The 17,937-nt window shown below is 63.8% G+C and carries 18 protein-coding genes and 1 other RNA gene; 11 read left to right on the top strand and 8 right to left on the bottom strand.

Features of this window, described 5'->3' with window-relative positions; translation table 11 throughout:
- Positions 1-42: 42 nt before the first annotated feature.
- The 8 genes from IVA78_RS16110 to IVA78_RS16075 all read right to left on the bottom strand — a co-directional run bounded on the left by IVA78_RS16110 (position 43) and on the right by IVA78_RS16075 (position 7,601).
- On the bottom strand, positions 43-939 hold the full coding sequence (locus IVA78_RS16110) for a protease modulator HflC (protein WP_247466407.1): 897 nt from the start codon (positions 937-939) through the stop codon (positions 43-45).
- A complete protein-coding gene (hflK, locus tag IVA78_RS16105) occupies positions 936-2,078 on the bottom strand; it encodes an FtsH protease activity modulator HflK (protein ID WP_247466405.1) in 1,143 nt (380 codons plus the stop codon). Before hflK ends, IVA78_RS16110 begins: the two co-directional genes overlap by 4 nt.
- 153 nt (positions 2,079-2,231) lie before the next feature.
- A complete protein-coding gene (locus IVA78_RS16100; RefSeq protein WP_247466402.1) occupies positions 2,232-2,741 on the bottom strand; it encodes a dihydrofolate reductase in 510 nt (169 codons plus the stop codon).
- Positions 2,741-3,226 (bottom strand): GNAT family N-acetyltransferase, encoded by a 486-nt coding sequence (locus IVA78_RS16095; protein WP_247278530.1) that lies wholly within the window; start codon positions 3,224-3,226, stop codon positions 2,741-2,743. The genes IVA78_RS16100 and IVA78_RS16095 overlap by 1 nt, the downstream gene beginning before the upstream one ends.
- A 5-nt stretch (positions 3,227-3,231) precedes the next feature.
- Entirely contained in the window at positions 3,232-4,026 is a 795-nt protein-coding gene (locus IVA78_RS16090) for a thymidylate synthase (RefSeq protein ID WP_247278529.1), read from the bottom strand.
- Positions 4,027-4,196: 170 nt separating this feature from the next.
- A complete protein-coding gene (locus IVA78_RS16085; protein WP_247466400.1) occupies positions 4,197-5,177 on the bottom strand; it encodes a tripartite tricarboxylate transporter substrate binding protein BugD in 981 nt (326 codons plus the stop codon).
- Between the two features lie 140 nt (positions 5,178-5,317).
- Positions 5,318-6,835 carry a tripartite tricarboxylate transporter permease gene (locus IVA78_RS16080; protein WP_247278527.1) on the bottom strand — a complete coding sequence of 506 codons (1,518 nt, stop codon included), beginning with the start codon at positions 6,833-6,835 and terminating at the stop codon, positions 5,318-5,320.
- A 4-nt stretch (positions 6,836-6,839) separates the two neighbouring features.
- Entirely contained in the window at positions 6,840-7,601 is a 762-nt protein-coding gene (locus IVA78_RS16075) for a tripartite tricarboxylate transporter TctB family protein (RefSeq protein ID WP_247278526.1), read from the bottom strand.
- 291 nt (positions 7,602-7,892) lie between these two features.
- On the opposite strand from IVA78_RS16075, the gene ssrA reads away from it, so the two are divergent.
- The 11 genes from ssrA to IVA78_RS16020 all read left to right on the top strand — a co-directional run bounded on the left by ssrA (position 7,893) and on the right by IVA78_RS16020 (position 17,921).
- Positions 7,893-8,260: a transfer-messenger RNA gene (ssrA, locus tag IVA78_RS16070) on the top strand.
- 116 nt (positions 8,261-8,376) lie between these two features.
- Positions 8,377-8,895 (top strand): ClpXP protease specificity-enhancing factor SspB, encoded by a 519-nt coding sequence (locus IVA78_RS16065; protein ID WP_247306571.1) that lies wholly within the window; start codon positions 8,377-8,379, stop codon positions 8,893-8,895.
- Positions 8,896-9,000: 105 nt separating this feature from the next.
- Positions 9,001-10,464 carry a class II fumarate hydratase gene (fumC, locus tag IVA78_RS16060; RefSeq protein WP_247466395.1) on the top strand — a complete coding sequence of 488 codons (1,464 nt, stop codon included), beginning with the start codon at positions 9,001-9,003 and terminating at the stop codon, positions 10,462-10,464.
- A gap of 276 nt (positions 10,465-10,740) precedes the next feature.
- Entirely contained in the window at positions 10,741-10,929 is a 189-nt protein-coding gene (locus IVA78_RS16055) for a DUF4169 family protein (protein WP_247278522.1), read from the top strand.
- Complete coding sequence (locus IVA78_RS16050; RefSeq protein WP_247306579.1) at positions 10,926-11,177, top strand: ribbon-helix-helix domain-containing protein; 252 nt, start codon at positions 10,926-10,928, stop codon at positions 11,175-11,177. The genes IVA78_RS16055 and IVA78_RS16050 overlap by 4 nt, the downstream gene beginning before the upstream one ends.
- A 110-nt stretch (positions 11,178-11,287) precedes the next feature.
- On the top strand, positions 11,288-11,563 hold the full coding sequence (locus tag IVA78_RS16045) for a FeoA family protein (protein WP_247466392.1): 276 nt from the start codon (positions 11,288-11,290) through the stop codon (positions 11,561-11,563).
- Positions 11,564-11,586: 23 nt separating this feature from the next.
- Positions 11,587-13,458 carry a ferrous iron transporter B gene (locus IVA78_RS16040; protein WP_247466389.1) on the top strand — a complete coding sequence of 624 codons (1,872 nt, stop codon included), beginning with the start codon at positions 11,587-11,589 and terminating at the stop codon, positions 13,456-13,458.
- A 222-nt stretch (positions 13,459-13,680) separates the two neighbouring features.
- A complete protein-coding gene (locus tag IVA78_RS16035) occupies positions 13,681-14,178 on the top strand; it encodes a GNAT family N-acetyltransferase (protein ID WP_247466386.1) in 498 nt (165 codons plus the stop codon).
- A gap of 92 nt (positions 14,179-14,270) precedes the next feature.
- On the top strand, positions 14,271-14,507 hold the full coding sequence (locus IVA78_RS16030; RefSeq protein ID WP_247278517.1) for a hypothetical protein: 237 nt from the start codon (positions 14,271-14,273) through the stop codon (positions 14,505-14,507).
- A 196-nt stretch (positions 14,508-14,703) separates the two neighbouring features.
- Positions 14,704-16,218, top strand: a complete 1,515-nt coding sequence (locus IVA78_RS16025) for an ATPase domain-containing protein (RefSeq protein WP_247278516.1) — start codon at positions 14,704-14,706, stop codon at positions 16,216-16,218.
- Entirely contained in the window at positions 16,215-17,921 is a 1,707-nt protein-coding gene (locus IVA78_RS16020; RefSeq protein WP_247278515.1) for a response regulator, read from the top strand. Before IVA78_RS16025 ends, IVA78_RS16020 begins: the two co-directional genes overlap by 4 nt.
- Positions 17,922-17,937: the final 16 nt, after the last annotated feature.

The following is a 17,937-nucleotide window of genomic DNA, read 5'->3' as shown; positions in this document are numbered from 1 at the left end:
TTGTCTGGGCAAGGGCGGCCAAGCCGGCCGCCCTTGTCTAGCTTAGGGCTTCGCCGGCGTCTCGGTTGCCATCTTGCCGGACGGGTTACTGAAGTACCGGAAGAAATCCGTGTCCGGCCGCAGCAGGAAACGGGTATCGTTCGAACGCAGCCCATTCTCATAGGCCGTCATCGATCGGTAGAAGGCGAAGAAATCCGCGTCCTTGCTGTAGGCTTCCGCAAATAGGCGGTTGCGCTCGGCATCGCCTGCACCGCGGGTCTGCTCAGCCTGCGAATTGGCCTCCGCGACGATGATGGTCGCCTCGCGATCGGCCTTGGACTTGATCTCCTGAGCCTTCTGGCCACCCTGTGCACGGAACTCAGCGGCCTCTCGCTCGCGCTCGGTCTTCATGCGCTGGTAGACCGCCTGGCTGTTCTGCTCCGGCAGGTCGGCACGGCGGATCCGGACGTCGACGACCTGAATGCCGTAGCCATCGGCCTCGCGGTCGAGCTGGTCGCGGATGCGCTGCATCAGCTTCTCGCGATCGTCGCGAACCACGTTGATGAAGGTGACCTCGCCGAGCACGCGGCGCAGCGCCGCGTTGAGGAGCGTGGTCAGCTGAATGTTGGCGGCCTGGATCGAGCCGACGCTCTGATAGAAGCGCAACGCATCCTTGATGCGGTAACGCGCGAAGGCGTCGACCACCAGCCGCTTCTGGTCGGAGGCGATCGCTTCCTGAGACGGGTTCTCCAGGTCGAGAATCCGCTTGTCGATGTTGATCACCGAATTCCACGGCGCTTTGAAATGCAGGCCGGGTGCGGTGACGACGTCGACGGGCTTGCCGAACTGGAGCACGATGGTTTGCTCGGTCTGCTGCACCGTGAACAGCGACATGTAGCCGACGATCACGACCAGCAGGAGTCCGAGCAGCGAGACGAAACCTGTAACCGGAGACCTCATCGGTTGCCCCCGCTCGACTGCGGACCGGTCGTAGGCTGCCGCTTGGGCGTCAACTCGGGAAGCGGCAGATAGGGCACGACACCCTGACCCGCAGGGCCGCCGTCATAGACCAGCTTCTCGGCGCCGCCGAGCACGCGCTCCATCGTCTCCAGATAAATCCGCTCACGCGTCACGTCGGGCGCCTTCTTGTATTCGTCGTACACTTTCAGGAAGCGCGCGCTCTGGCCCTTGGCCTCGGCGACCGCCTGCTCCTTGTAGCCTTCGGCGGCCTGCAGGATCTGCGCTGCACGTCCGCGCGCCTGCGGCACCACCTGGTTGGCGTAGGTCTGCGCTTCGTTTTGCAGCTGCTCCAGATTGGCGCGCGCCGCCTGCACGTCACGGAAGGCGTCGATCACCTGCGCTGGCGGATCGACCTTCTGCATCTGCACCTGGGTGATGAGAATGCCCGCGCCATAGCTGTCGAGGGTCTTCTGGATCAGCTCCTGCACACCCTGCTCGATCGTATTGCGGGCACCGGTCAGGATCGGCTGGATCTGCGAACGGCCAATCATCTCACGCATCGCGCTCTCGGCGACCGCTTTCACGGTGCCTTCGGGGTTCTGGATGTTGAACAGAAAATCGCCCACGCCGCCGGCGTCGGGCTTGATGCGCCAGAGCACGGTGAAGTCGACGTCGACGATGTTCTCGTCACCGGTCAGCATCAGGCTCTCTTCCGGCACGTCGCGAATGGAGCGGCCGCGCCGCGCCGGATCCTCGATCACCGTCATGCCGATGGAAGTCGTGGAGACGCGCAGCGCCTTCGGCAGCAGCACGGTCTCGATCGGATAGGGCAGGTGGTAATTCAGGCCCGGATCGACGGTGCGGACATGCTTGCCGAAGCGCAGCACGACGCCGCGCTCTTCGGACTGCACGCGGAAGAAGCCCGACAGCAGCCAGAACGCGACGATGAGCAGGATGATCAGCGTGATGCCGACGCCGGAAAAATAGCCGCCCGGCATGATCTGCTGGAGGCGGTCCTGGCCGCGCCGCAGGAGGTCTTCCAGATCCGGCGGCCTCGGCCCGACCGGTTGCGGGCCGGAGCCCCATGGTCCCTTTGGACCCGAGCCCCATGGGCCACCGCCCTGATTCTTCCACGGCATTCGACGCTCTCCTCGGCAGGGTGGCATTGCCCCCGCCCGCTTTGTCCGGTCCGGCTTTATAGGGGACAGGCAGGTCCCTTACAACGCAGCCCTGACCGTCCTCCGAGCTATGCTCGGGCGCGAAAAAGTCAATGTAAACATTGGCGAATGCGGTTAATGGCCCGCCCGCCGACGATATGTCACATAGGAGAAGTCGGCGCTGTCGTGGGGGCCGGCAGGATGACGGATGCGCGCCACCTCGTCCCACTCGGCCTTGTCGATGTCGAAATACGTGTCGCCTTGGGGCCGCGCATGCACTTCGGTGATTTCGAGCCGATCGGCGCGATCGATCCATTGCCGAAAGATCTCGGCGCCGCCGATCACCGCGATCTCAGTGACCGAACGCCGCAGGGCGTCGCCCCGCGCAACCGCGTCCGCATCAGCCGCCGATGTCGTGACGATGGCTCCGATGGCGCGATAACCCGCATCGCGCGTGATCACGATGTTGGTGCGGTTCGGCAGCGGCCGGGGCAGGGATTCGAAGGTCTTGCGGCCCATGATCACGGGCTTGCCGATCGTGAGCGCCTTAAAGCGCGCCATGTCGGATTTCAGTCGCCACGGCATGGTGTTGCCCGCGCCGATGATTCCGTTCTCGGCGATCGCGACGACGAAGACGATCTCCATCAGGTCGCGCTCCCGGCAAGCCGTGTCAACGCTGGCCCGGTGACGCGACACAGCGTCCAGTCGTCCATCATGACGGCACCGAGCGATTTGTAGAACGCGATCGACGGCGCATTCCAGTCGAGCACCGCCCATTGCAGGCGCGACCAGCCGTTGTCGACGCATTCCTTCGCGAGATAGACCAGCAGCGCCTTGCCGAGGCCCCTGCCCCGATGCGACGGCCGCACATAGAGGTCTTCGAGATAGATGCCGTGGCGGCCGCTGAAAGTGGAGAAATTCGCAAACCACACCGCAAAACCGGCCGCCTCGCCGTTCCATTCGGCGATCGCGCAATGGAGCTGCGGCCGCTCGCCGAACAGCGCGTCCGCAATCATCGCCTCTGTTGCCTCGACCTCGTGCGAGAGCTTTTCGTATTCGGCGAGTTCGCGGATGAAAGCAAGAACGAGCCCGGCTTCGCCCGGGCGCACGCGGCGGATGTTGAGCGACATAGGCGCTAAACCGCGACTTCCGCCTTGATGTGCGGATGCGGATCGTAGCCGACGAGCTCGAAATCCTCGAAGCGGAACGAGAAGATGTCCTTCACGTCGGGGTTGATCCGCATCACCGGCAGCGCGCGGGGCGCGCGGGTGAGCTGGAGCTTCGCTTGCTCCAGATGGTTGGAATAGAGATGGGTATCGCCGAACGAATGCACGAAGTCGCCGGGCTTGAGGCCGGTGACCTGCGCGACCATCATCGTCAGCAGCGAATAGGAGGCAATGTTGAAGGGCACGCCGAGGAACACGTCGGCAGAGCGCTGATAGAGCTGGCAAGACAATTTGCCGTTGGCGACGTAGAACTGGAACAGGCAGTGGCACGGCGGCAGCGCCATCTTGTCGACCTCGGCCGGATTCCAGGCCGAGACGATCAGGCGGCGCGAGTCCGGATTGCGCTTGATCATGTCGACCACGTTCGCGATCTGGTCGATGCTGCGGCCATCAGGCGCGGGCCAGGAGCGCCACTGATGCCCGTAAACCGGGCCGAGATCGCCATTGGCATCGGCCCATTCGTCCCAGATGGTGACGCCGTTGTCGCGCAGATATTTGATGTTGGTATCGCCCTTCAGGAACCAGAGCAGCTCATGCACAATCGCCTTCAGCGGCAGCCGCTTGGTGGTCAGCATCGGGAAACCGGCGGACAGATTGAAGCGCATCTGGTGGCCGAACACCGACAGCGTACCGGTACCGGTCCGGTCGGTCTTCTCGGCGCCGTCTGAAAGAATCCGCTCGAGCAGGTCCTGATACTGGTGCATGTGTCGTGCGCCTTTGGGGAGGCTGGAAACTTAGCGGCCGCCTCCGCGCTGCGACAGCGGCGATTCGCTGTTAGCGCCGATTATACCCGGAAAAGTGAGCGTTCCCGGCGCAAGCGACAAGGGGCGGAACCCAGCGTCCCGCCCCTCATCTATCAGCCTGATCCCGCTGGCTAAGTTGCCGGCTTGAGCACCGGGCTCCATTTCGCGATCTCGTTCTTGACGAGGGTCGCCAGCGCCTCCGGCGTACGGTCCTTGGGGCCGGGAATGACGCTGCCGAGCTCGAGCAGGCGCTTCCGGACGGTCTCGTCGTCGAGCGCCTTGATGGCCGCGGCGTTCAGGCTCGCAACGATTGCCGGCGAGGTTCCCTTCGGTGCGAACATCGCATTCCAGGCCTGGGCCTGGAATGCGGGTAGGCCGGCTTCCGCCGTCGTCGGCACGTTCGGCAGCGACGGATTGCGCTCCGCCGTCGCGATCGCATAGGCCTTGATGGTGCCGGCATTGATCTGCGGCACGGCGTTGACGATCTGGTCACACATGTAGTCGACCTGGCCGGCCACCAGCGCGTTCATCGCGGGGCCCGTGCCATTGAAGGGCACACCGACCGGCTTGATGTCGAGGATGGAGTGCAGAAGCTCGCACGAGACGTGCGAGACCGAGCCGACGCCGGCATGCGCGGCATTCACCTTCTCGGCGTTGGCCTTCACGTAGGCGACGAACTCCTTGAGGTCCTTCGGCGGAAGATCCTTGCGCGCCAAGATCAGGATCGGCGTGCCCGCGAGCAGCGCGACCGGCTCGAAGTCCTTTTCGGGATGATAGGCAAGCTTTGGATAAAGCGGCACGGAGGCGGCATGCGTGCCCATATGCCCGGTGATGAGCGTATAGCCGTCGTTGGCCGCACGCGCGGCGCGCGTTGTGGCGGTGGTGCCGCCGGCGCCCACTACATTCTCGATGATGATGCTTTGCCCCAGCGTCTGCGCCATGTGCGCGGTGACGATGCGCGCGACGACGTCGGTCGGTCCGCCGGCCGCGAACGGCACGATCATGGTGATGCTGCGCGTCGGATAGGTCTGTGCCTCAGCGGGTGCGGCAAGGACGCACAATGATGCGAACGCCGCGGCACATGCGCCCGCAAGCGCGCGAATGACAGTCATCTCGATCTCCCCGGAGACAAACAAAAATGCCGGCCACAAGGGCCGGCATTTTCATTCCACGAAGCCGTCATACAAGTCGATTCGACTTCCGAATGCGGCGCGCCGACGCAGGGCGCGGCGCCGTCGCAGAGCGCAACCCCTCAGTTCTCAGACTCGGTGAACACCTCGTCGCGCTTGGCACGCAACACCGGCAGCACCGTAAGAACGAGGAGGCCCGCCGCGACCGCCAGCAGCACCGCCGACAACGGACGCGTCAGGAACACGCTCCAGTCGCCGCGCGAGATCAGCAGCGCACGGCGCAGGTTCTCTTCCATCAGCGGCCCCAGCACCATGCCGAGCAGCAACGGCGCGGGCTCGAAATCGTGCTTGATCAGCCAGTAACCGACGAGGCCGAACACGCCTGCGAGGATGACGTCGACCGGTGCGTTGTTCACCGAATAGATGCCGATCGCACAGAAGATCACGATCGAGGGGAACATCAGCCGGTACGGCACGCGCAGCAGCCGCACCCAGATTCCGACCAGCGGCAGGTTGATGATGATCAGCATCAGATTGCCGATCCACATCGAGGCGATCATGCCCCAGACGAGATCCGGCTGCTTCTGCATCACTTGCGGGCCCGGCACGATGCCGTGGATGGTCATCGCGCCCACCATCAGCGCCATCACCGCGTTGGGGGGGATGCCGAGCGTCAGCAGCGGGATGAAGGAGGTCTGCGCGGCGGCATTGTTGGCGCTCTCCGGCCCCGCCACGCCCTCGATCGCACCGCGGCCAAAGCGCGACGGATTCTTGGCAAGCTTCTTCTCGAGCGTATAGGCGCCAAACGATGCGATCGTCGCACCGCCGCCGGGCAGGATACCGAGGATCGAGCCGAGCACGGTGCCGCGCAGGATGGCAGGCGTCGAGTCGATCAGATCCTTTCTGGTCGGCATCAGGCCGGTGATCTTCTGCTGCACGAGATCGCGGCTCATCTCGGCGCCGGCGTCGAGATTGCGGATGATCTCGGCAAAGCCGAATACGCCCATCGCCACCGTCGCAAAGCCGAGACCGTCGGCGAGCTCCGGAATGTTGAAGGCCATGCGCGAGGCGCCGGTCTCGATGTCCGAGCCGACCATCGAGAGCAACAGGCCGAACACGATCATTGCGATCGCCTTCAGCACCGAGCCCTTGGCCAGGACCACCGCGAAGATCAGGCCAAGCACCATCAGCGAGAAATATTCGGCCGGGCCGAACGCCAGCGCGAGCTTCGTAAGCGGCGCGCCGAGGACGGCAATCAAGACGGTCGCGACGCAGCCGGCGAAGAACGAGCCGATCGCGGCGATCGCCAACGCGGGGCCAGCGCGGCCCTGCTTAGCCATCTGATGGCCATCGATGGCGGTAACGACCGATGTCGCCTCACCGGGTATGTTGACCAAGATCGAGGTGGTCGAGCCGCCGTACTGGGCGCCGTAATAGATGCCGGCGAGCATGATCAGCGCGCCGACCGGCGGCAGTCCGAAGGTGATCGGCAGCAGCATCGCGACGGTCGCGATGGTGCCGATGCCCGGGAGCACGCCCACCAGCGTCCCGACCAGAGCGCCGATCAGGCACATCAGAAGGTTGATCGGAGAGAGCGCGACGGCGAAGCCGTGAGCGAGGTTGGCAAAGATATCCATCACGCCCTCACTGGATCAGGAAACGCGGAAACATCGGCATCGGCAGCCCGAGCACGTACGGAAACAGGATTGCGCAACCGAACGTCAGGCAGGCGCCGACGATCGCAGCTTCCAGCCAGCGCGTCTCGTGCGAGCCCGTCGCCGCAATCATGAAGCTGACGAAGGCTGTGACAACGAGGCCGAGAGGCCGGATCGCCAGTGCGAAAAAGACGATCGCCGCCACCACGAACAGCGGCCCGCGCCAGGCGTAATGGGCGAGCGGGGCTCCCTCCGTCAGGAGCCCGGTCAGGGCGATACCGGCGGACAAGGCGACCAGCAGGCCGCCGAACATGCGCGGCGCGGTGCCTGCGCCGAAGGAGAAGCCCCGCATGCCCTGCAAATCACTCGATGCCCACAACGCGAACAGGGCCAGCGCCATCAGGACGACGCCGCCGACATAGTCCTGCGCCGATCGGATCGTCATGAACAGCGTGAGAATCGCCACCACGAACAGCGGATAGGAATAGATGAGCGCCAGCAGCACCTCGGATGACGCCTTCTTGGCACCGCCACCGAACGATCCGAGGATGGCGCTGGGCGCGCCGGCGAGCAGCGCCGTCGCGTGGTTGGTGACGACCGTCGCCGGGCCGCGCCCGGCGCCCCAGCCGAAGATCGTCCCGATCGACCAGATCAATTCGAAAATCTGCGGCGCAAGCGCCAGCAGGCAAAAACCGAGCGCCACCTTTGTGTTTCGGGTGGCGGTCGCTGAGTGGCCCATCGTGTCGGCCATGGCTGTCTCCTCCGCGACCCGTAAGTCACGAGCACTGTTGTTCTAAATCGGCTGGAACTGGATCCCCCGCCCGGATCACTGCCTAGCGATTTTCATCACACAATGCCAGCAAAACCCAACAGGCTCCGGCGAGCACGAGCCAGAGTGGATTGATGCGCGAACGAAGGTGATCACCGCAACCATCGCGCTCTTGAAGCGGCAGCGGGATACGTCAACGCCGATGAAACGTGCCAAGATTGCCGACGATCACCCGGAACCCGCGGACGGAAACCGCTGGATCGCTGCTTGAAACCCCTGTTTTTCGAAACGTTTGCCCCCTATATTGGGGATGCCGGTTCGCCGGCTATGGAAATAAACGGTCGTCGCAATAAACCATTCGGACCCGGGGGCGGTACCCGGCGCCTCCACCAAAGCCCACCAACGGGCTGGCCCACGAAGCGGGCTTTGGCGGGGGCGAAATAGGATCGACGAGGGCGTAAAGGGCGTACTTTTTCCCGGTATTGTTCCGCCGTTATCGGGCTACTGCAATAGTTGCCAACGACAACTTTGCTCCGGTTGCTCAGGCTGCGTAACGCAGTTTGAAAGACCACTCTAAAGTCCTAGCGGGTTAAGCTCCGCTAGGCGGGGTTCGGAGGCACCTGGCAACAGAAGCCTCCACTTTACTCTTTGATTTCTTCCCCGGCAGGGACTCCTGCTGACCCGTCAGGCGCGGTACTATTGCGGCTTGGCGAGTCGGGCCGGCAGGGCCCGGCTTCGGGGATGCAACAGGACCACCATGGCGACCGATCATATCCGATACGATGTGCTGGCCCGCGACGCGCTGCGCGGCGTGCTGCGCAAGGTGCTGACCGATGCGGCGACCCATGGATTGCCGGGCGAGCACCATTTCTTCATCACCTTCGTATCGAAGGCCGAGGGCGTGAAGCTGTCGCCGCGGTTGCTCGCGCAATATCCGGAAGAGATGACGATCATCCTCCAGCACCAGTTCTGGGACCTGACCGTGCTTGAGGACCGTTTCGAGGTTGGCCTGTCCTTCGGCGGCATTCCGGAGCGGCTGGTGGTGCCGTTCAGCGCCATCAAGAGCTTCCTCGATCCGTCCGTAAAATTCGGCCTCCAGTTCGACACCTCCGACATCGCCGAGGTGGTGCCCGAGAGTTTGCCGGCAGCACCCGCACCGTCGGCCGTCGCGGTACCCGCGCCCGCCGCTGAGCCGGGGGAAAGCACGGAAGCGCCGGCGGCCCCGAACCAGGGCGGTGCCGAAGTCGTACGGCTCGATCGTTTCCGCAAGAAATGATCTAGGCTGGGCCCGCCCCCGTCGCGCGCGGCCGGACTCCCTATATATCCGACTCCCTATATAGAAGAGCATACCAAGGGGCCGCGCGGCATTCCGCACGGCGAAATGGATATGCTCATGGCCAAAACTGCCCGCTCAGAGACTGCCCACTCAGAGACTGCCCGCTCGAAGACCGACCGCCCCGCGACCCGCACCGAGACCGATAGTTTTGGCCCCATCGAGGTCGCCGCCGACCGCTATTGGGGGGCGCAGACCGAACGCTCGCGCCAGAATTTTCGCATCGGCACGGATCGCATGCCGATCTCGCTGGTGCATGCGCTCGGCATCGTCAAGCTCGCCGCGGCACAGTCCAACCGCGAACTCGGCCTGCTCGACCAGCGCCGCGCCAACGCCATCATCCGCGCCGCGCGCGAGGTGATCGAGGGCAAGCTCGACGATCATTTCCCGCTGGTGGTGTGGCAGACCGGCTCCGGCACGCAGACCAACATGAACCTCAACGAGGTCATCGCCAACCGTGCCAACGAGCTGCTCGGCGGCGAGCTCGGCGCCAAGAAGCCGGTGCATCCCAACGACCACGTCAACATGAGCCAGTCATCGAACGACTCTTTTCCCACCGCGATGCACATCGCCGCCGCGAGCCGCATCAATGCCGATCTCATCCCTGCGCTCGATGAGCTGCTCCGCGCGCTGCGCAAGAAGGAGAAGGAGTTTTCCAAGATCGTGAAGATCGGCCGAACCCACACCCAGGATGCGACGCCGCTGACGCTCGGCCAGGAGTTTTCGGGCTATGCCGCGCAGGTCGAGAGCGGCATCGCCCGGCTCAAGGTCGCGGTGAAGGAGCTCTATCCGCTGGCGCAGGGCGGCACCGCCGTCGGCACCGGCCTCAACTCCAAGCCGCGCTTTGCAAAGCTGTTCGCAAAGCACGTTGCCGGGATCACGAAGCTGCCCTTCACCAGCGCCGCCAACAAATTCGAGGCGCTGGCCTCGAACGATGCCTATGTGCTGGCGCACGGCGCCATCAATTCGGTGGCGACGGGCCTGTTCAAGATCGCCAACGACATCCGCCTGCTCGGATCCGGCCCGCGCTCGGGCCTCGGTGAGCTGATCCTGCCGGAGAACGAGCCGGGCTCCTCGATCATGCCGGGCAAGGTCAATCCGACGCAGTGCGAGGCGATGACCATGGTGTGCTGCCAGGTGTTCGGCAATCACACCGCGATCACGGTCGCCGGCAGCCAGGGCCATTTCGAGCTCAACGTCTACAAGCCGGTGCTGGCCTACAACATGCTGCACTCGATCCGCTTGCTGGCGGACGCCGCGCGCTCCTTCACCGAACATTGCGTCAGCGGCATCCGCGCGGACGAGACGCGCATCAAGGAGCTGATGCAGCGCTCGCTGATGCTGGTGACGGCGCTCGCGCCGAAAATCGGCTACGACAATGCGGCCAAGGTGGCCAAGACCGCGCATGCCAACGGCACCACGCTGAAGGAAGAGGCGCTGCGGCTCGGCTTCGTTTCGGCCGATGAATTCGACCGCCTGGTCCGCCCTGAGAAGATGACCAGCCCGGGATAAATTCCGAATTCCGATAGCCATCCGTAGTGATACGGACGCCAGACCCGCAGAAATATGCGGCTTTGGGGACGGGATTTGATTACCGTCAATGGCGCTGCGGGGCGGCGTGCTGCGCAGCCCTTCTGCCCTCGACGGGGCGAAATTCATCGTTTGATGGCCGAGTGGCCGATTGACGAGGACGAGCGAATGGCAATCAAGTCTTTGGGGGCGCAATGCAGCGCCCGGTTTCTGAACGTTTCAACCTGCCTGAAGAGGATCGGGTGATGGAGACGCGGCATGGGGAACGTCATCAACCTGAATCGTTTCAGGAAGCGCGCCGAGCGGGAAGCCTCGGCGAAGCAGGCGGACGCCAACCGGGCGAAGTTCGGTCGCACGAAAGCGGAGCGGTCGGCGGAGGAGAAGCGGGCGGACCGGGCGAAGGAGCATCTGGATCAGCACCAGATCGATCGCGAGGAGCAGCCATGAAGTCGCCCGTCGTGAAACGGTCGATCGTCGTCGCCGGCCACAAGACCAGCGTCAGCCTGGAAGAGGCGTTCTGGAACGGCATGAAGGAGATCTCGGGCCTGCGCAACATGACGCTGTCCGAGCTGGTCGGCGAGATCGACAGTAACCGCCAGCAGGGTAATCTGTCGTCGGCGATCCGCCTGTTCGTCCTGGACTACTTCAAGAGCCGCGCCATGGCCGTCCAGCCGGAAAAGGTCTCCGCCCAGTAGCCGCGGGGACTTTCCCGGTCGACCTGCTCTGCACTTTAAAATCACTCTAAGGTGCAGCTTCGGCGAGCAAGCGCGCTTGACCTCAATGCCCTGGGTTGAAAATACAGGGCATGACCGACACCAACGATACGCGTTCGCAGATGCCGCTGGGCCTGGCGCAGCGCGGCTATACCGGCGTCATCCAGCATCTGTCTGCCCGCGAGGCGGGCTCGGCGCTGTCGGACATCGAGCTCGAGAGCCGGCTGATCGAACTCGGCTTCGTCGAGGGCGCCCGGGTCGAGGTGCTGCATGAGGGGCTGGTCGGACGCGACCCGATCGCCGTGCGGGTCGACAGTATCACCATCGCGGTCCGTCGTCGCGAAGCCATGGCCATCATCGTCGCTTAGATAGCGGCCGGATATTTGCTCCCATGGAATTACCCCTGCTGCATCTCGCCCTGGTCGGCACACCAAACAGCGGCAAGACCTCGCTGTTCAATGCCCTGACCGGCAGCCGGCAGAAGGTGGCGAACTATCCGGGCGTCACGGTCGAGCGCAAGGAAGGCTTTTTCGTCACGCCGCTCGGCCGCCAGGTCTCCGTGGTCGACCTGCCCGGCACCTATTCGCTGCGCGGCCGCAGCCCGGACGAGGAGATCACCCGCGACTTCGTGCTCGGCAAGGCCTCCGGCGAGACGATGCCCGATCTCGTGCTGTGCGTAGCCGACGCGACCAATCTGCGCCTGACGATCCGCCTGCTGCTCGAGCTCAAGCGCACGGGACGGCCGATGATCCTCGTGCTCAACATGTTCGACATCGCCACGCGCCGCGGCATCAATGTCGACGTGGAACGGCTCGCCAAGGAGCTCGACGTGCCCGTGGTCACCTCAATCGCGGTGCGCAAGGGCGGCACGGCCGATCTGTTGCAGCTGACCGACGAGATCTCGGCCAAGCTCGCCGCCGAGCTGCGCGAGAACAGCTGGCGCGCGCTCAGCGTCTCCGAGCTGCGCGCAACCCAGCGCGAGGCCGACCGCATCATCGCCGATTGCGTCAGCCTGCCTGCTAGACCCGACACCTTGACCGCCCGGATCGACGCGATCGTGCTGCATCCCGTCGGCGGCCTCATCGTGCTCGCGCTGATCCTGTTCGTGATGTTCCAGGCGGTGTTCGCCTGGGCGCAGCCGCTGATGGAGCTGCTCAACTCCGGCTTCGATGCGCTGGGCGAGCTCGTCCACAACACCCTCCCCGCCGGCCTGCTCCAGAGCTTCCTTCAGAACGGTGTGATCTCGGGCGTCGGCAGCGTCATCGTGTTCCTGCCGCAGATCATCATCATTTTCTTGTTCATCCTGCTCCTGGAAGATTTCGGCTACATGGCGCGCGCTGCGTTCCTGATGGACCGCATCATGGGCGGCGCCGGCTTGCACGGCCGCGCCTTCATTCCGCTGTTGTCGAGCTTTGCCTGCGCCATTCCAGGCATCATGGCAACGCGCGTCATCGACAACAAGCGCGACCGGCTGACCACGATCCTGATCGCGCCGCTGATGACCTGCTCGGCGCGCATTCCGGTCTACACGCTGATCATCTCCGCCTTCATTCCGGCCAGGGACGTCTGGGGCTTCATCAACTTGCAAGGCCTCGTGATGTTCGGCCTCTATGCCACCGGCATCGCCAGCGCGCTGCTGGTCTCGTTCGTGATCAAGTTCTTCATGCTGCGCGACTATGCCCCGGCGCCGTTCATGCTGGAGCTGCCGGACTACAAAGTGCCGCAGCTGAAATCGATCGCGATCGGCATCTACACCCGAGCGAAGATGTTTTTGCAGCGCGCCGGCACCACGATCTTCTCGATGATGGTGCTGATCTGGTTCCTGGCTTCTTTCCCGCAGCCGCCTGCGGGCGCCACGGAGCCGGCGATCGATTTCAGCCTGGCTGCGATCATCGGCAAGGCGCTCGAGCCGCTGCTCGCGCCGGTCGGCTTCAACTGGCAGATCGCGGTCGCCCTGATCCCCGGCATGGCGGCGCGCGAGGTCGCGGTCGCAGCCCTCGGCACCGTCTATGCGATCGAGGGCGGCAAGGAGGCGGCCGAGCAGATCGGTCAGGTGCTGGCGACGAAATGGTCGCTCGCGACCGCCCTGTCGATGCTGGCCTGGTACATCTTCGCCCCGCAATGCGCCTCCACGCTGGCGGTGATCCGGCGCGAGACCGGAAGCTGGGCCTGGATGGCCGTGACCTTCACCTACATGCTGCTGCTGGCCTATGCGGCGAGCCTCGTCACCTACAATGTCGCGGTCGCGCTAGGGGCGGGCTAAAGCCCCTCCCAAGACAAAAGCTGCGAAAACAACCCCATGCACAGTAGACAGGGGTCATGAAATCAATGGCTTACGCGTGTGCGAAAGTCATCCGACCATAGACGGGATAACCGGCCGAAATTCGGAAAATCAGTTGACCCGTCGGGCAAAACACCGGCATGATGGCATCGTCACCTTCAACGCCATCAAGATCGCGGCCAGTCCGAAATCGCCATCGGCTTCATGGATCACTTCAGCACCGACAGACTGACCGCCGAGAGGTTGCACGAAAACCACCTCGCCGACCTCGTCGCACTCCATCTCGATCCCGATGTCTCGCGCTATATCGGCGGCGTACGCTCGGCCGAAACGACGACGAAATATCTCGCCACCAACATGGCGCATTGGGACGAGCATGGCTTCGGGCTGTGGACGCTGCGATCGAAAGACGGGACGTTCGCCGGGCGGGCGGGAATCCGGCACATCCTCGTCGACGACGTCACGGAGATCGAGATTGCCTACGCGTTCAAGCGCGATCTCTGGGGCCAGGGACTTGCGAGCGAGATCGCGAGCGCGCTGACGGATATTGGGCTGTCGCAGCTCGCGCTGCCATCCCTCATCGGCATCGTCTATGTCGCGAATGGCGCATCGCGCCGCGTGCTGGAGAAGTCGCACTATCTGCTCGAGCGGCGCACGAACCGTCACGGCGAGGACGTCGCGATCTACCGCAAACGGCGGTGAGAGACTGATCCGGGACGTCTCGCCATCTGCCGGTAGACTAGTCGGCTCGCGCAGCTGCGGAACGTATCGGGCTACCTCAGCATTCTCCCGCCATGCCCAGGTACTTCTTCCACGTCCACGACGTCGAACCGAGCTCCGATCAGCACGGCGAGGACCTGCCAGATGACGAAGCCGCCTGGCGCGAAGCCACGAGCTTTGCGGGGCAGCTCTTCAAGGACATCGACGGCAGGTTTCGGCCCGGCCAAGCATGGAGCCTGGAAGTCACCGATGAAGCCGGCAAGCCAATTTATAGGATCCAAATAACCTCAAAGGGCCAGATAAGCTCATAGGGGAACGGCGGCCTCAGGCCGACAGGCGGCGGGCCCCCCGATCACCTTCCGCTAAGAGCGCGGGCCGTCCGGCCCGGTGGAACCCGGCGGCGCCGCGAGAGTTCCTTACCGATCTTACAGTGCAAATGCGGCTGCTCGCCTCGGGGCCCTTGGGGCAAGCAGCTGCGCTCCAGTAAACAAGTGCAACGGGGGTTCAATGACCGGTACGTCGAGGCCTGTGTCGGACAGTCATCTCAAAGATCTGCCGAGAGTTTCGACGGGCAGCGACGGCTTGGATGACATCCTGGGCGGCGGCTTGGACGCCAACCGGATGTATCTTTATGAGGGACGGCCCGGCACCGGCAAGACCACCATCGCCCTCCAATTCCTTCTCAGGGGCGTGCGCGATGGCGAACGCGTGCTTTATATTTCGCTATCTGAAACGAGGCGGGAGCTGGAGCTTGTCGCGCATCGGCACGGCTGGTCTTTGCAAGGCGTGGACATCTTTGAACTGGTCCCGCCGGAGACAACGCTCGATCCCGAACGCGAGCTCACGGTGTTCCATCCCGCAGAGATGGAGCTGAGCGAAACCACCAATTTGATTTTCAAGGAGGTCGAACGCGTTGATCCCACTCGCGTGGTGCTCGACAGCCTGTCCGAACTGCGCCTGCTGGCTCAAAACCCGCTGCGATACAGACGCCAGGTTTTGGCTCTGAAGCATTATTTCACCAATCGAAATTGCACGGTGGTCCTCCTCGACGATCTCTCATCGTCCCAGGACGACCTGCAGCTTCATTCCATCGCACACGGCGTCGTCATGCTCGAACAGCTGGCAATCGAGTACGGGGCCGAGCGGCGACGGCTTCGCGTGATCAAGATGCGCGGCATAAAGTTTCGCGGCGGCTACCACGATTTCACGATCTCGGAGGGCGGCTTGCGGATATTCCCCAGGCTGGTCGCGGCCGAACATCACAAGCCCTTTTCCGGCGAGTTCACGCCCAGCGGCAGCGCCGAGCTCGACCAATTGCTGGGAGGCGGCCTCGAGCGCGGCACCAACGCACTTCTCATTGGCGCTGCCGGGGTCGGCAAATCGTCGCTAGCGCTGACCTATGCGATAGCGGCGGCGGAACGTGGCGAGCACGCCGTGTTCTTCGCCTTCGATGAAGGCCGGGGCACCGTGGAGGCGCGAGCCCGCACGCTCGGCCTGCCTCTCCAGGAGCACATTGACTCGGGGCGAATTCGGTTTCAGCAGATAGATCCCGCCGAATTGTCGCCCGGCGAGTTCACGGCGAGCCTGCGCCGGAGCGTCGAGGTCGACAATGCGCGCGTGGTGATCATCGACAGTCTGAACGGTTACTTGAATGCGATGCCGGATGAGCGGTTTCTCATCCTGCAGATGCATGAACTCCTGAGCTACCTGGCACAGCAGGGCGTGCTGACCATCCTTATCCTCGCTCAGCATGGACTGGTCGGCCCGATGGATACGCCGCTCGACATCAGCTACTTGAGCGATTCGGTCTTGATGCTGCGCTATTTCGAATTCGGCGGACGAGTGCGGCGCGCCTTGTCTGTCGTCAAGAAGCGCAGCGGCAATCACGAGCATAGTATCCGCGAGTTTCGGCTCGGCAGCACCGGGATCAAACTGGGCCCACCCCTCAACGAATTCAGCGGCATCTTTTCCGGCAATCCGCGTTATACCGGCTCGGAACTCCCGGAAGGACTGGCCGAATGAGCGCCCGCCGGGACAACCGTGTTCTCGTATATGCGCCGATCGGCCGGGACGGACCGGCATCGGCTGAGCTTTTCCGCGGCGCGGATCTGGACGCGGTCAACTGCCGAAGCCTGCTCCAACTCGTCAGCGAGATGGCCGCTGGCGTGGGCACCGTGTTTCTGGCCGAAGAGGGATTGTTCGGGAAAGACACGGCGCCGCTGGCACAATGGATCGCGAACCAACCGCCATGGTCCGACCTCCCATTTGTCGTTCTCACCAGCCATCGAGAGCAGCCGGCGGTCGTCGCCTGGCGCCGCAGCATCGTCGAGCTTTTGCGTAACGTTTCGCTGCTCGAGCGGCCGGTGCAGCCGATTACGCTGACCAGCGCGGTGCAATCCGCGATGCGGGCACGGCGGCGTCAATACGAGATCCGGGCTCTGCTTGAGGCGCGCGAGCAGACGGCGCAGGAGCTCGAGAAGCTGGTGATCGAGCGGACGCGAGAGCTGAAGGAGGCCAACGAGCAGCTTCGCCTCGAAATGAACGAGCGCGCTCGCGTGGAGGAAACGTTACGCCAGGCCCAGAAAATCGAAGCCATCGGCCAGCTCACCGGCGGCGTGGCTCACGACTTCAACAATCTGCTGATGGTGATTTCCGGCGGGCTCGACATGCTCGACCGCCAGACAGATCCAAACCGGCGCCGGCGTCTGATGGACGGGATGATCCAGGCGGCGCAGCGCGGCGCCAGCCTGACGAAGCAGCTTCTGGCGTTTTCCCGCCGGCAGACGCTTCGGCCGGAGCCCGTCGACGTCGCCGCGCAGATCGGCGGCATGCGCGAACTGCTCGATCGCAGCCTGAGGGGCGATGTTCATGTCGAGTTCGATTTTCCGGATTCGCTGTGGCCGGTAGAGGTCGATCCCGGTGAGCTCGAGCTGGTCATTCTCAATCTGGCCGTCAACGCACGCGACGCCATGCCCAACGGCGGCACGATCGTCGTGCGCGGGGAAAATCTACCTGACCTGAAGGACCAAGAGATCTCCGGCGATTATGTGCGTCTCTCGGTTATCGACACCGGTATTGGGATGGCTCCGGGCGTCTTGTCCCGCGTCTTCGAGCCGTTCTTCACGACCAAGGACGTCGGAAAGGGCTCGGGCCTTGGGCTGGCGCAGGTTCATGGATTTGCGACGCAGTCGCGGGGCACGGTGCGCATCCAATCGGAGGTCGGCCGCGGCACCAGCATCGAGCTGTACCTGCCGAGATCGTTGGACGTTCCTTCCAGGGAGCGACACCTCATCGACCTCACCAGGGTGCGGCCGAAGAAGAAGAACCACGGTCGGATCCTGCTGGTCGAAGACGATGACGAGGTGGCTGCATTGGTCAGCGAGATGCTCGGCCAACTCGGCTATGACGTCACGCACGCCTCCAGCGCTGCGGCGGCGCTTGGCGCCTTGGCTGACGGGCGCTCCATCGATCTAATCTTTTCCGACATCATGATGCCGGGCGGTATGAACGGGGTCGAGCTCGCGCGAGAGATCAAGAAAAGACGCAGTGACGTACCCGTCTTGCTGACCAGTGGATACGCCGAAGCGGCCGTCCATGAAGCCGAAGCCGAGGACGTTCAGATCCTGGCAAAGCCCTATCATATCGACGAACTGGCCGCCGCCCTTCACGCGGTCAAGTCAAAGCTTCGGCTCGACACGGACTCAAGGCGCTCGAATTGCCGCTGAGCTGGGCGGAGGCACG

The sequence above is a fragment of the Bradyrhizobium sp. 137 genome (assembly GCF_023074095.1).
GTDB lineage: Bacteria > Pseudomonadota > Alphaproteobacteria > Rhizobiales > Xanthobacteraceae > Bradyrhizobium.
Note: the sequence above shows the minus strand (reverse complement) of the source record. Positions and strands in the feature narration are given on the sequence as shown.